The organism is Catenovulum agarivorans DS-2, from assembly GCF_000568405.1.
Classification (GTDB): domain Bacteria; phylum Pseudomonadota; class Gammaproteobacteria; order Enterobacterales; family Alteromonadaceae; genus Catenovulum; species Catenovulum agarivorans_A.
Window position 1 is genome coordinate 1 of sequence record NZ_ARZY01000058.1, and the last position, 14488, is coordinate 14488.

13 protein-coding genes are annotated in these 14488 nt (G+C 41.6%); 5 read left to right on the top strand and 8 right to left on the bottom strand.

The features are described 5' to 3' along the window. Positions 1 to 31 precede the first annotated feature (31 nt). The 6 genes from DS2_RS18435 to DS2_RS18460 all read right to left on the bottom strand — a co-directional run bounded on the left by DS2_RS18435 (position 32) and on the right by DS2_RS18460 (position 6585). A complete protein-coding gene (locus DS2_RS18435; RefSeq protein WP_051480009.1) occupies positions 32 to 769 on the bottom strand; it encodes a phosphatase PAP2 family protein in 738 nt (245 codons plus the stop codon). Positions 770 to 774: 5 nt separating this feature from the next. Further along, entirely contained in the window at positions 775 to 2280 is a 1506-nt protein-coding gene (locus DS2_RS18440; protein WP_035016508.1) for an ArnT family glycosyltransferase, read from the bottom strand. Beyond that, a complete protein-coding gene (locus tag DS2_RS18445; protein WP_035016510.1) occupies positions 2280 to 3038 on the bottom strand; it encodes a phosphatase PAP2 family protein in 759 nt (252 codons plus the stop codon). The genes DS2_RS18440 and DS2_RS18445 overlap by 1 nt, the downstream gene beginning before the upstream one ends. 11 nt (positions 3039 to 3049) lie before the next feature. Beyond that, complete coding sequence (locus tag DS2_RS18450; RefSeq protein ID WP_035016512.1) at positions 3050 to 4624, bottom strand: ArnT family glycosyltransferase; 1575 nt, start codon at positions 4622 to 4624, stop codon at positions 3050 to 3052. Continuing rightward, a complete protein-coding gene (locus DS2_RS18455; protein WP_035016514.1) occupies positions 4599 to 5624 on the bottom strand; it encodes a glycosyltransferase family 2 protein in 1026 nt (341 codons plus the stop codon). Before DS2_RS18455 ends, DS2_RS18450 begins: the two co-directional genes overlap by 26 nt. 70 nt (positions 5625 to 5694) lie before the next feature. Continuing rightward, a complete protein-coding gene (locus DS2_RS18460) occupies positions 5695 to 6585 on the bottom strand; it encodes a lysylphosphatidylglycerol synthase transmembrane domain-containing protein (RefSeq protein WP_051480010.1) in 891 nt (296 codons plus the stop codon). A 156-nt stretch (positions 6586 to 6741) separates the two neighbouring features. On the opposite strand from DS2_RS18460, the gene DS2_RS18465 reads away from it, so the two are divergent. The 4 genes from DS2_RS18465 (at position 6742) to DS2_RS18480 (ending at position 10788) form a co-directional block, all read left to right on the top strand. Further along, positions 6742 to 7935, top strand: coding sequence for a helix-turn-helix domain-containing protein (locus DS2_RS18465; protein ID WP_035016518.1), 1194 nt, complete (start codon positions 6742 to 6744; stop codon positions 7933 to 7935). A 216-nt stretch (positions 7936 to 8151) separates the two neighbouring features. Next, entirely contained in the window at positions 8152 to 9642 is a 1491-nt protein-coding gene (locus DS2_RS18470) for a S41 family peptidase (protein ID WP_035016519.1), read from the top strand. A 15-nt stretch (positions 9643 to 9657) separates the two neighbouring features. Further along, positions 9658 to 10179: a hypothetical protein gene (locus DS2_RS20110; protein ID WP_051480011.1), complete on the top strand. Its 522-nt coding sequence runs from the start codon at positions 9658 to 9660 to the stop codon at positions 10177 to 10179. Between the two features lie 30 nt (positions 10180 to 10209). After that, positions 10210 to 10788 carry an outer membrane beta-barrel protein gene (locus DS2_RS18480; RefSeq protein ID WP_035016521.1) on the top strand — a complete coding sequence of 193 codons (579 nt, stop codon included), beginning with the start codon at positions 10210 to 10212 and terminating at the stop codon, positions 10786 to 10788. A 65-nt stretch (positions 10789 to 10853) separates the two neighbouring features. Here DS2_RS18480 and DS2_RS18485 read toward each other — a convergent pair whose 3' ends face one another. Then, positions 10854 to 11966 (bottom strand): DUF3083 family protein, encoded by a 1113-nt coding sequence (locus tag DS2_RS18485; protein ID WP_035016522.1) that lies wholly within the window; start codon positions 11964 to 11966, stop codon positions 10854 to 10856. A gap of 81 nt (positions 11967 to 12047) precedes the next feature. Next, positions 12048 to 13085 (bottom strand): oxidoreductase, encoded by a 1038-nt coding sequence (locus DS2_RS18490; protein WP_035016528.1) that lies wholly within the window; start codon positions 13083 to 13085, stop codon positions 12048 to 12050. Positions 13086 to 13194: 109 nt separating this feature from the next. Here DS2_RS18490 and DS2_RS18495 point away from each other — a divergent pair, with 109 nt between their 5' ends. After that, on the top strand, positions 13195 to 14436 hold the full coding sequence (locus DS2_RS18495; RefSeq protein ID WP_035016524.1) for a malic enzyme-like NAD(P)-binding protein: 1242 nt from the start codon (positions 13195 to 13197) through the stop codon (positions 14434 to 14436). The last annotated feature ends 52 nt before the right edge of the window (positions 14437 to 14488 follow it).

Here is a 14488-nt window from a genome sequence, read left to right on the forward strand (position 1 = left end):
TGAGCTTGCAGGCACGGTAATTAAAGCGCTGCTAACTCGGTGCATTAGATGTAATCATAGGCTGATTATATTGCACCGATTGCCGAAAGGGGTTTTCTAATCTAAACCAATAAGCTAATAACACATTGGTGAAATACACTACCCAAAAAGCAAAAACCGTGTCACTCAAAAAATGGCCGCCTTTGGCGATGCGAGTAAAGCTGACCAAAATACCAATCGCTAACCCTAAGTAAAACGCATCTTTTCGCCTAAACAACCAAGCTAATCCAATAAAATAAAAACCAACAGCTGCATGGCCGCTGACAAACGAGCAATTTGTTTGACAGTATCCCGAGTAGACAAACGCTGGGGTAAATTGCGCATCGCCACCGTATTGCTCAATATGAACGGGTCGTGCACGGCCAACTGAGTTGTTTTTGATTAATTCATTTACAATCAAACCAGGGCCGATTATCAGTGATACAAGTAAAAACGTGCAAACGTATTTTTTATGCCGTTTGGTTGCGTCTTTTTTGCGGTATTTTAGGTAGCCATACAGGGCTAAAAACATTAATAACGGAAGTAAAACGATTTGAGGTTTGGCGAATAATATATACAGGCCGTGTACCAACCAGTGACGCGATAGGTAGAATGTTTGCTCGGTTGTGTCGTAAAACCAGTTGGTTACCATAAGGTCTAGCTGCGGGTATGTGGTAAAAACAAGTGCACAGAGTGCGCAAAGCATGACATCTTTGCGTGTGATGATTCGCTTTAGTTTATCTGCATGCATGACTTTTACTCCTGTTTATATCCGCTTACTCGATATAGCCTGACGGTGCGTTTAAACTCGGGGTATACATCGACGCTGGCTTGTTTTACCAGTTCGACTGTTGAGAAATATGTTAGTAAATCTTGCTCGTGCCAGTTTTGCGTGACGAAATAGTACTCGGTTTCGGTTTGCTGATTTATTGGATATTTCAATTCATAGTGATGGCCAATATGGTCGGTACCGTCTATGTGAGCGCCTTGAAAGTCTTGATTAGACAAGTAGTAACCAAAGTAGGCTAGTAGTTTTCGTGAGTCGCTGGCGAGTTTGGCTTGTGGACGTTGTTTGAATATTGGGTCGAATTCGCCAACCAGTTGTGGCCACTTTAGTATGCGCTTGTATGGGTCGTTGTGTTGGTTTCGTTCTACACCAATTAATTGGGTGAATGCGTTAAAATGATAAAACGCGCCCATCAAAACAAGGTTGGCGACCATTGCGAGTATAACGAGCGCTCGTTGGTAGATAATCTTATTTTGCCACATGTGGCTAAAATAATATCCAGCCAATAAACTTGCACCTACGTAGGCTGCTGCTGCCCAGTTCATGTTTGCTCGTGCGGTCAGTGCTTGTAGAGATATCACTGCTAAAGTCGGCAAGAATAAACACCATAGCAGTTTTATTGAGTCGGTTGTTTGTTGGCTTTGCTGTGTTATTGATTTCACACCGCAAACGGTCAGTATCACTAATGCAACGGGTCCAAATACCAGTAATTGCAGCGCTAAAAATTCTAGCATGCGGGCTAGGCTTGCGCTGTTTTGCGCATGTTTTGAGATTTCTGAGGTGTGCTGGAAGCTAATAAAGTCGTGATGGAAATTCCAAACTAAGTTTGGGATTAATAGGGTTATGGCGATTAAACAGGCGATCCAAAAACGCGGGTTGGTTAAGATTTGTCGGCCACTTTGGCTGATTAGCGCGTAAATTAAAAAGGTTACGGGTAATAAAATAAACGTATATTTTGACAATAAACCGAGCCCACCTAATAGGCCTGCTAATCCCCAATAAAACCATTTGTTACTGTGTTGGGCTTGGATAAATGCGTAGAAGGCAGCGGCCCAAAAAAATAGTTGTGGCGCGTCGGTTGTGACAAACAGTGAATTTAAACTAACTAACGGCATTAACATAAATGTTAACCCAGCCCAAAAACCTGCTTTGGCGTTAAATAGTTGTTTGTTGATGGCAAAACATAATATTGCCGTTGCCGCATATAACACGGGCGCGGATAGTTTTACTGCCCATTCAGCCATGCCAAATATGTGTGTGGTTGTGGCAATTAACCACGCGACCATTGGTGGTTTGGAATAGTAGCCCCAGTCGAGATTTTGCGCCCAAGACAAATAGTAAGCTTCGTCGTAAAACAAACTAATTGGCGTATTTATAGTGATAACAAGGCGATAGGCAAACACGCAGCTGACGATAATAAGCAGCCATTGCCACATGGATACTTGTTGGATATTAGATTGGGTGTTTGATTGCATTAAGATTTACCTTGTGCAAAATACATTGGTTTTGCGTTTAGCCAAATAAAATAACTTATTGCAGCTGCGACCAGTATCATTATATATGGATGCCCTTGTGGGTAGCCGCCGTTGTGGGTAAAGACTTTAAAACAGGCGTAGATGGGCAGAATAAACAATGCGCCTTGGCTAAATTTGTTTTCGCCCAATTGATATTGAGTTGCCACTTTGTAACCGAATAGTGCGCAAAGTAAACCAACCCCCGCGCCAACCAGTACGTCGATTGGCCAATGTGCGCCAACCATAATTCGGCTTAAGCCTGCTAAAACCAATACACCGCCTAATAGGTAGCTGCACCAGTTTTGGCGGATAAACAAAATAAATAACCCCACCCAAACTGCTGCTGTCATGGTGTGGCCTGATGGAAAACTGCCCATTTCGAGGACGCGGCCAATTTGAATGTAACTGTCTTCTGGTAAAACCGAAAATGGTCTATCTATCGGCATTCCACGTTTAAAACTTTGTGCTATCAATGTTGCTGGGATGGTGGCAATCAAAGCGGCTGGTAATAGCTGTTTGTGCTGGGTAATTAAAAACAAAGTTAGTGCAACTGCTACATGGCTGTCACCAAATAATGTGACCACTGACCAAAATGTTGTTGGCATTAAGTTGCTTTGTTGATTCAACCAAATAAAACCAAAATGATAATCAAATAACACATATATACTGAGCGCAACTAAAAGCAGTACCGCGGCGGTTAAAGCGACAAAGCGTATCATGCTGTTTATCCTTATTTATTGGGTTTATTGGTTATTTTGGCTAATACAATGCCACCTTGTTGATAAAAAATATCCACGTTGTGTTGGCCAAACCTTTCTTCAAGTTGACTGATGCGATCTGCCCGGGTGTAGACATAATCTCCTGCTTGCACATCGCGCCTGTGAGTAATTTGTTCACGATATACGCTAAAACTTGGCATATGCATTTTGTAGGCAACGAATGTTTGGTCGATTTGTTTAGCGTAAATGGCGGCTTGTTTAATCGGTGATTGTTGAATTTGGGCGATTGCTGGTAATAACACCAGGTAGCAAAATACACTTTGGCAAAATGCGAAACTAACCAGTTTTTGCCAAGATTTAATCGGCGCTATCGCTAACGCGAGTAAAAACAAGCACAGCAGGATGCTGTTGAACAAGTAGCTGTTATCAAATACTGTATCGGCTTGTGCCAACATTTGTTGTTGATAGGGGTTGTCATTTTGGCTAGCAAGTTCAGGTGCTAGATAAACCAAAACAAATTGAATAATACAAAACAGCAATGGGAATATCAGTTGCCACTTTCCTGACAATAGGCTGTGTCGGTATTTTGCCATTAAAATGATAACGGGGGTGACGCCATACAAGACATAGTGTGGCAGTTGTGTTTGAGAAAAAGAGACTAATAAAAACACCACCACAAACCAAATGACTAACAGTCTATCTAATTGGTCTTTTAACAGTTGTTTGCCTAGTGCTAGTTGTTTGAATAAACCGCCGCTAAAAGGTAGCAGTATCAAAGGCAGTGCAACAAGATAATAAAACCACTGACCACCATGACCTTCTTTTGTGGCGGTAAAACGCTTTAGATTATGCTCGACTAAAAAACCATGAAAAAATCCGCTACCCTGTTCTAACCACACCATGTATAGCCAAGGTGACAGCACTGACAATAATATTAACCAGCCAACTGGGTTAAAAATGGCGCGTAGCCATAAGGTTAATTGTTGGTTAGACGCAAACCATATTAGGCTGACCATGCCTGGGATTGCGATAGCCACGGGTCCTTTGGTCAGTGCACCTAAACTAAGCCATAACCAAGCGCGATAACAATGTTTTTTGTCCTCGGATTGGGCATAACGGTATATATCAAAAAAGGTTAACGCAATAAAAAGGTTTAGCAGCGCATCGGCAGTTGCCGCACGACCAATTAAGGTTATCCATAATGTTGAACTAAAAATGAGAGTTGCGACAAAAGCTGTTTTGCGATTAATAAACTGCTGGCAAAAATAAAAGATTGCGCCACTCCACAACATCGCACTGACCACTGAATGCATTCGCAGTGCAAATTCATTTAGGCCGAACATTTGTACAAAAAATGCTTGAAACCAGTATGTCAAAATGGGTTTGTCGTACCTTGGTTCGCCGTCTAAATAGGTGGCAGACCAGATGCCTGAGCTGAGCATTTCGCGGGTGGCTTCTGAGAATGCGCCTTCGTCTACGTCAAATAGCGGCACACCCCAGACATTGAGAATAAACCCCGCGATTAAGAATAGTGCTAAAGTGCTGGGATGATAAAATAACTCACTCAGATTGTGATTTTTTATCATGGTTATAGTTTTGCCACGATTGGCCTTCTTCAGGCTCGCAGATGTTCCGTACAACAAAATTTTTGCCTTTATTATTTTGGAAAAAGATACGTGTCAGCATTTCGGCAACAACGCCTGTGGTGATAAATTGCAGCGCCATTACCAACATTAAAATTGCGACTGATAACATAGGACGATGGCCGATATCTTCACCAAAGATAAATTTAACCGCCAGTAGCCATGTCATTAATAAGCCACCTAAGGCGCCGGTAAATAAACCGATTGAACCGAAAAAATGGCCTGGGCGAGCTTTGTAGCGTAAAAAGAAAAAGACCGATAGCAGGTCGATAATCACCCTAAATGTTCGGCTGATACCGTATTTTGATTCGCCAAATTGACGCGCGTGGTGGGTTACAACCGTTTCACCGATTCTATGTGGCGCAGTTACCCCAGCAACCCATACAGGAATAAACCTGTGCATTTCACCAAATAAGCGTACTTGCTTGAGGACGTTGGCACGATATATTTTTAAGCTGCAGCCGTAGTCGTGTAATTTTACCCCTGTGATGCGCGCAATTAATTTATTGGCGATGCGTGATGGCAATTTTCTTTTGATGGCTGCATCTTGACGGTTTTTACGCCAGCCTTGTAATAAGTCTAAATCTCTTTCGATTAGCTCATCGACCATTCTAGGAATGTCATTTGGGTCGTTTTGTAAATCACCATCAAGTGTTGCGATTAAATTACCACGAGCTGCGTCTATACCAGCTTGCATTGCGGCCGTTTGACCAAAATTGCGTTGCAATTCGATAATTCTAACGTGCTGACCAAAGGTTTTTTGGGCATTTTGTAAGGCTTTTAATGTGCCATCTGGACTTCCGTCGTCAACACAGATTACTTCCCACGGGGCATTGTAATCGGCGAGTCCTTGATGAATGCGCTCTACCATGAGTTGTGCGTTTTCTGCTTCTTTGTACATCGGAATGACGATAGATAAACTTTTTGGATGACTTGCTGGCATATCTCTACTTTCTCTATTTAATTGCAGCAAGGCTAACCTTGCTGGCTTAAGAATTTATGACAGCACTGTGTTACTTTTGTTTAAAACACAGTGCGATAGGCACACTCAATAATGTGACGACTAATACATATATATGCAGATTGACCGCGGCTTGGATTATTTGTTGTTGTTCAAAACCAAGTGGCAGTAGCGCGGCTAGTATGGCTGCTTCAAAAGTGCCGCTGCCAGCTATGCCATGAATGGGTAAAATACTGCTGAGATCGGCGCTAATCACTGCAAACAAGGCCTGTGCGGGTGGTAGTGGGATAAAAAATTGTAATATCAAACCGAGCGCTGCGAGCTTAACCAACCAGATAATACTTGTAAGCAGATATACTTTTACGACAAATCCAGCTGATAAATTGCTGTGTGTCGGTAGTTGGTTTAATTTTGTTTTCAGTGAATTTGGTGCGACTTTGAGTAATTGTGTCCAACATTTGGGCAACAAAAATGGCGCCACTAACAATGGCAATAATAACCAGAGTATTTGCATGGTGAGTTGCTGACTGGCGATGAAAATCAACATGACCAATAACCAGTGTAGGTCTAATGCTCGAATGACTAATAGCCCTGTGGTGCTTTTGATTATTGGAAATGCAAAGCTTTGTTTCATAAACAACGGAAACGAGGCTTCGCCTAAACGCATCGGCAGGAAGTTATTCAGTGCATTGTGTAGTAAGTTGATACGAATATATGGGGAGAGTGCATGCTGTTCGGGTTTGCCAAAATAATAATAAATCCGCCATGCTCTTAGCCAATAACTGATAAAGGTGATTAAGGTCAGTAACAAAAGCTGTGCAACAGACACATGCTGCCACTGTTTTAAGACGTTGTGCCAACCCAGATATTGTTCGATGCCATAAATAACCGCGATAAATATACTGGTGGCGATAAACCAACGTAGGCTTTTTTTCCACTCCATGATTATGACCATTATTGTTATTTTTGCTTTGTGGGCCTTAGCTTACGGCGGAAATGTTACAAAGTAAATTTGTGTTGTGTCGTTCATTTGAGTCTGTTGCCTTGGCTAATCAACTCATTGTAAACTGAATGCAACTCCTCACTGCATACTCATTTGATGACACCAACTATAACTATTCAATCTCTGCTATTGTTTTTAGCCGCAGGTCAAGGCGTGGTCTTTGCGGTACTTTTGTATTTTAGAGGCCGAAAGAGTAGGGCGATAAATATTCATTTATCGATACTTTTGTTTGCCTTTAGCTTTGAAGTATTGCAAAAATTTCTGTTAGATACAGGTTATATTTATACCGTTCCTTTTTTGGTTGGTGCGAGTTTGCCTGTTGATGCGAGTGTCGGAATTGCATTGTACTGGTATGTTCGCCAGGCGACTTGTCCAGAAAAAGATAATCGCACTGGCCAAGTGTTCAAACACTATTCATTCTTTATAGCCTGCATTGTTTTATCGATACCCTATTGGTTGTTGCCATTTGAACAGAAGTTATACCTAATGCAAACAGGGGTAATTTCAAATGAGTGGCCAGCATTGACATATTATGGTGTTGGAATTCAAACCATTGGCAAAATCATTAGCTTTTTTGTCTATTTGTTTTTGTGTTTAAAAATGCTACTGGAGCATAAAAACCGCATCAACAATATATTTTCTTACCGTGAACATATTACTTTGAGGTGGCTAACCAATCTGCTTTGGCTGTTTTTGTTTGGCGGCATTCAAGGTATTGCAATACTACTATTTTTCCAAGATTCTGAAGAAGTAACGGCGATAATGGGATTTTTAGAGCTATTTTCTGTTGCTGTTATCTTTTATATTGGGGTGATGGGGTTGCTGCAACCGAGGATCTATCGTGGTAAAGAACGCTCATATGTGCGAGCTGTTCAGGCAGTTGATGAGCAAGCCGTTGAACAAAAAGCTAAGTATCATAACTCTGCTTTGTCCGAAGCCGATATGCTACGAATCTCTAACAAGCTAGATAAGTTAATGTCTGAGGATTGTGTATATTTACAAGCTGATCTAAGCATGCCTCAATTAGCCGATATGTTGTCGGTATCTGCAAATTATTTGTCGCAAACTTTGAATTCCGTCTATCAGATGAGCTTTTTTGACTATGTAAATCAACAAAGAATTGCATATGCTAAGCAGCAACTGTCTAACCCTAAGTTAAAAGATAAAAGTGTGGTTGATGTCGCAGTCGATAGTGGTTTTAACTCTCGATCAGCTTTTTACACAGCATTTAATAAAAATGTCGGAATGACCCCCGCTCAGTACAGGCGTTCTATCCAACAAGGTCAATAATTTTGTCCTATCCGATAGGTTAGGACATCGGGTGAGTTCTATATTAATTTTATAAAATTCAATTGTTTATGGTATGTCCTTGCAATTTTTTAGTCTTGCGTTGTCCTCTCCTATATAACCGAACACATCTATTTTGACTATTTTGCATACTGTGCCCCGTTGATATGAACTTTGGGCTACGTGCCCAAACTATTTTTGTTTATAAGGGTACTAAGTATGAAAATCTTCAAGCTTATATGTATTGGGGTAACCGCAGCTAGCATGGTGGCATGCGGAAGTGATTCTTCCGAAAGCCAAATCTCCAGTAAATATCAAGGTGTTTGGCAATCCCCAGCCTATGGCCAAATTTACGCAATTGACGATGACTCACTCAAGTCATATCTGTATACCTCAAGTTATTGTTGGTTGGAGGATTCTCAAGAGGATTTTACAACAGCAGATCTTGAAGTCAGTGCCCGTTTAATCTCGAATGAAAATCAACTTGAGGTATTTGCTGGATATGGGACTGAGGAATTCTCGGCACCTGGTATGGTGTTTAGCAAGATTGATGTTTTGCCAGATGTTTGTATGCAGAATTTAACTCTGTCTGTTGGTGACGATGGTTATCAAGTGGACTATCAGCGTGATCTTGCAATGGTCTATGAAGTTTTTCGTGACCACTATTTCGATTTTTCGCAAAAAAATATTGATATAGATGTCCTTTATCAATTGGCTTTAGAGCAGTTGTTGGTTGATTCTACTGAAGATGAATTGTTGGAAGTTATCGTCGAGATGTTAACGCCATTGGCCGACACGCATATTCAAGTTATCTCCCCCGATGGTGATGATTATTATACGGCGACAAACAAGCCGACCTTGGTGTCTCAATTTGTTGCAGAGTTTGCGCAATTATATCAGTTGCCGTTCCCTATACCCGTTGAGCTTTTGACGCCGCAGTTGGCTGCTGATCTAAATGCATATATTGCTGCAATGTATCAATTGCAATGGGACATAGTCGCTGGTTATGCCCATGAACCTGCTAGCATTAAAACGGCTGCAAACGGTCTAATTCGTTGGTTTGAGGTGGATAATGTTGGCTATATATACATAGGCTCTATGACTGGGTATGGCGAGAGTAACCCAGATCTAACCGCTACTGAACTGGCGCAAAGTGAATTAGATAGCCTGAACGCAGCGCTAGATTCGGCACTCACTGATTTGACTGATACTCAAGGGTTGATTGTCGATGTTAGAACTAACAATGGTGGCAGCGACTATATTAGTTTAGCCATAACTCAACGATTTGTTGATACGCCAGCTACGCACGTTTATAGCAAGCAAGCTCGTGAAGGGGATCATAGAACTGAGCTTGTTGATGTACTTCTCTCGCCGAGTGAGCGCGTCCAATATTTATCACCTGTTGCTGTTTTAGTCAGTGCGAATACTGTATCTGCTGCTGAAGTTTTTACCCTTGCTATGGCGCAATTGCCACAAGTAACCCTTGTCGGGGAGTCAACCCAAGGCTCTTTTTCTGATGTGCTTAGCTTTGAATTGCCCAATGGTGTTGAAATTGGTTTGTCGAACGAATTCTATCTGAGCCCTGGGCAAGATTGGTATGAGTTTTCAGGTGTGCCAGTCGACGCTGCAGTACCATTTTTTACTTTAGAGCAACGTGAAAATGACCAAGATTTGGTTTTAGAGACGGCGTTTGAACTGTTAGTTGAATAATTGAGGGTTTAAGTCATGGAATTTAGTTTTCAGAATAAGTGGCTTGCATTTCTGCTGGCCATTAACGCAGCGCTGTTGATCTCATTGATCCCAGGTGGATATATTGAAAATCGAGACTTTTCTCACCTTAGTGCATTGATATTAGTGGCATTCAACGGGTTATTAACTGCTTTGGGCATGAGCTCGTTGTTAGCTGTGCCTTTGGCATTAAAGAACTACCAAGTTGTCGCCCCCGTTTCTAAGGTTTTGGCTTTGGTTTACATAATTGTGTATGCACTTGATTTGTTGGCTATTTTTCCAAAGACACCTTCTGTAATGCCAGTTCTGCTTATGCTTGTGGAGTGTATCGGCATTGTTACCGCGATATTGCTATATGCGGCTGCGATACGGCTTGCTCGTTGGGTTGATCTTGCCGAGCAAACGCCAAACGATTTTAGTTTCAAAAAGCTGTCCCCGCTGTGCATTTTAGTTCTGGCGTTAGTGGGAAACGGCATTGTTATTTTTTCAACCTATTCTGCCCTCAATTCAGGGCAATAAATTTTAATTCGCTATTTTTTGGAGGAACCTATGAAATTTAAACATTTACTTGCTACTACTGCTTCGGCCTCGTTATTGTTGTTTTTGCCGAATGTTCAAGCGCATGATGCTGATGTTTGGCAAAACAGAGTATCTTTGATTTTGGGGCAAAAGAAATTAGATGACAATGATTTTGCCGATGATAGTCATGGTGCATTTGGGATTATGGCTGATTTTAAACGCAAAAGTTGGCCTGTTAGTATCGCCGTTGATTTGCTCGCTGCTGGGCAAGATTCCAAGGAGGATGGCCGAACTTTAGAGGAGGTTACTGGTGGCCTTCACTTAGGTATACGCAAATATTGGATGCTTGGTCAGCATTTTGAACCCTTCTTAGGTGGCGGCATCAATTTGGCTGTCGCTGAACGACAGAGATTGATTGATGATTATGTTGTTAGTCAAGACGACGAAGATGTTGGTGTTTGGTTGGCTGCGGGCGTAAACTGGCGGTTGGACAAAAATTTTGTTGTCGGTTTGCAAGCTCGCTACACTGAAGCTGAAGCCGAGTTGTTTAACAGTCAGCTTGATACGGGCGGGGTCTATTCATTACTGTCTGTTGGGTACCAGTTTTAAGCTGAATTAGAGCATTGGTTAAGCGCTTGGTGAATTAGTTAAATTTCCAAGCGCTTTGTCACTGATTAGCGATTTAATCCAACATGTTGGTGCAAGCGCACTGACATTGTTTCACCTTTGTGTTGGTAATTGAGCTTGCTTGCAAAACTACGCATTGCTGAGTGAACTTGGTTTAAGAATTTACCATAGCCATAGCTCGACATGTCATTTTTGGCTGCGATAAATACAAACTGGACTGAGTCAACTAAACGACGACGCGAATAATGCGCAGAGAAGCTGTTGTCTGGTGCATTTTCGTTAAAGTCTATCGTTTGAAGTTCACCATTTTCAGAAATCACTGTGTCTGTTTTGCTGCGAACAACTGGTACTAAACCATTTGCGATCATAATGCCTTGGTCAATACCATTTTGCTGTGCACATTCGATAAACTGTTTTTCTAAGCTTGTGTATAAATCTTCATACGGGCATTTTGCTTGTTTATCAATATCAAATAAGCTTTGAATGCGTTTAGTTAGTGGCATATCAACAACTGCATAGGTTTGTTGATCAAATTCACCTTCTAATGTTACATCGTGGGCTTTAAAACGATTTTCAATTGAACGCAATTTGTGTGCTTGTGTGCCTTCTACGCCTTTTTCTTTGGCAAATAAGTCGTAGGTTAAGTGTTGGTGATCACACAAACGTACTGCACCTTGGTCTAAGCCTAATAGGCTGCTGTAAGCTTCAACGGCTTTTTCCACTTTTGAATGGAATTTCGCTGAGTTGTGACGAATTTCTTCACCACTGGCTAAAAAGAGCAGTTTTAATTTTCGCACGCGTTTTTTGCTTTCAATAAAAGCTTTGTGGCCAGAGTGATATTTTGGGTTGTATAAAAAGATAATTTGCTGATCAGTTTGTGCTGTAATTTTTTCTGGGCTGTAACGTACACGAATAAATTTGTCGTTAGCAACAAATTGACCGCTTTCAATTTCATGTTTGTCGCATACATCAAAAAACAAGTTGGCGAGTGTTTGATAAAAATCATGATATGGTTGTTCACTGCCAGAGTCTATTTGATCGGCAAATTTTGCTAACAATGCGTCTGGTAATTCAAATTTTGCCAGTAGATATTGATTTTCACGGGCATTGGACGGAATGTAAACTTTGTGCTGAGCACTTCTATCACGAGTAATGGGCATTTTTCGTACCTTTTATATGGTGTTCTAGTTTGTTTTATGCTTATGTTACATAAATAACATTGTTATAACCTGACTGCAAATCTAAATCTTAAGCGTTTTTTGCTGTTGGCTGCTTTGCATGGCTAATTCGATTAATTTTATCGTTAGCAAGGCGTCTTGCGCTGAGACGGGGGCGGCGGTGCCTTGACAAATTGCACTGTGCAATTCTTTAAAAAATGTTTGATAGCCGCCCGTTATGGTGGCAATGTTTTCAACATTATCTGCGCTATACAACTTGCCATAGTGGTCGCTATTTTCAGCAGCCCAATCGAGTGTATTTGGTTTAACACCTGCTTTTAATCTGTCTTCTTGTGGATCTAAACCAAACTTTTCGTAGTTGCCAATATCACCTTGGACTTTGTAGCGCACATTCGGGCCTGCGCAATGCAGTGAAGCTTGTAAACTGGCGAGCATGCTGGGGTAGTGCAGCATCATATTAAAGAAATCTATATTGTTTGAGCCTGGACGCGTTATTTCGCAAATCGCGGTAATTTTTTCAGGCATTCCAAATAGTTGCAGGCATTGGTCAATCAGATGTGGCCCAAGGTCATAGAGTATGCCGCCACCTTCTGATGCTTGTTCTCGCCAGCGTTGTCTCACTTGTGGTCTGAAGCGATCGAAATGGCTTTCAAAATATTTGATATTGCCTAAGGTTTGATTATCTACTAGGTGTTTAACGGTTAAAAAATCGCCATCCCATCGGCGGTTTTGATAAACGCTTAGTACTCGCTGCTGTTGTTTGGCTAGTGCGATTAGCGCTTCGCCTTGTGCACTTGTGGTAACAAAGGGCTTTTCTACCAAAACATGTTTGTTATGTTGTAGTGCTAGTTCGGCTAAACTGTAGTGAACATCGTTGGGGGCGGTAATCACGACTAGGTCGACATTTGCTTGCGCAATTAGCGCTTGTGCTTGTGAGTATATCTGTGCATTTGGCAGTGTGTTTTGTACATGCTCTGCTTGGCTACTTGATACTGCTGTGATGTTAAAACCATTTTCTGCAGTTAAAAAAGGCAGGTGGAAAGTTTGCGCGGAAAAGCCAAATCCTATCAATCCAACGCGAATTATGTCGTTTGTTTGCATTTTTCCTCCTATTGGGGGTGGCTTATCTGCCAGCTTTGATGAATACTTAGTATATACGCCATTGAACATTGTGGCTTTATATTCTTGTTTCTTTTCAGAAGGATTTTTCATGTCAGATAAACGCCAGCAGGCCCTCGATTATCATCAGTTTCCTGTACCCGGAAAAATCAGCGTAGAACTTACTAAACCTGCCGAAACAGCAACCGATTTGGCTCTTGCATATAGCCCTGGTGTTGCAGAGCCTGTTCGAGAAATCGCTGCTAACCCAGAAGAAGCATATAAATACACTGCTAAAGGTAATTTAGTTGCGGTTATTTCAAATGGCTCTGCGATTTTGGGTTTAGGCAATTTAGGCCCGCTCGCGTCTAAACCTGTGATGGAAGGCAAAGCTTTGTTGTTTAAAAAGTTTGCTGGGTTAGATGCGATAGATATTGAAGTTAAACACCGAACGGTGGATGAGTTTATTCAGACGGTTGCTAGTATTGCAGATACTTTTGGTGGTATTAATTTAGAAGATATTAAAGCGCCTGAATGTTTTGAAATTGAACGCGCTTTGGTTGAAAAATGTAACGTTCCTGTTTTCCATGATGATCAACATGGTACTGCTATTGTAACGGCTGCAGGTATGTTAAATGCGCTTGAAATTCAAGGTAAAGACATTCGCGATGTTATTATTGTTTGTATGGGTGCAGGTGCGGCTGCGGTTGCTTGTATGGAGTTGTTGATTAAGTGTGGTGCTCAGCGTGAGCGCATTTATATGTTGGATAGAAAAGGGGTAATTCATACGCGCCGTGAAGACTTAACTGAGCATAAAAAGCTGTTTGCCAATAATACTGACCGTCGTACATTGGAAGATGCATTAACGGGTGCTGATGTATTTGTTGGTGTGTCTGGTCCTGATGTTCTGCCGCCTGAAGCTTTGGATTTAATGAACGAGAACCCTGTGGTGTTTGCTTGTTCTAACCCTGATCCAGAAATTAAACCTGAATTGGCGTTGGCTCAGCGTAGCGATATTATTATGGCGACGGGCCGTTCTGATTATCCAAATCAGGTAAATAATGTTTTATGTTTCCCATTTATTTTCAGGGGCGCATTGGATGTTAGAGCGACTGATATTAATGATGATATGAAGGTGGCTGCGGTGCATGCCATTCGCGAGTTGGCGAAAGAGCCAGTTCCTGACTCTGTGATTAAGGCAAGTGGTGGTCAAGAGTTGACGTTTGGTCGAGAGTATATTATTCCAAAGCCGATGGACCCAAGGCTTTTGCAACGAGTTGCTAAAGCTGTTGCTGTTGCTGCGGTTGAGTCTGGTGCTGCACAAATTGAATTGCCGGAGAATTATTTGGCTTAGTGGTTCTCTGTTTGCCAAAATCGCTGCTAGTTTGGTGCAGTATATGGAAATT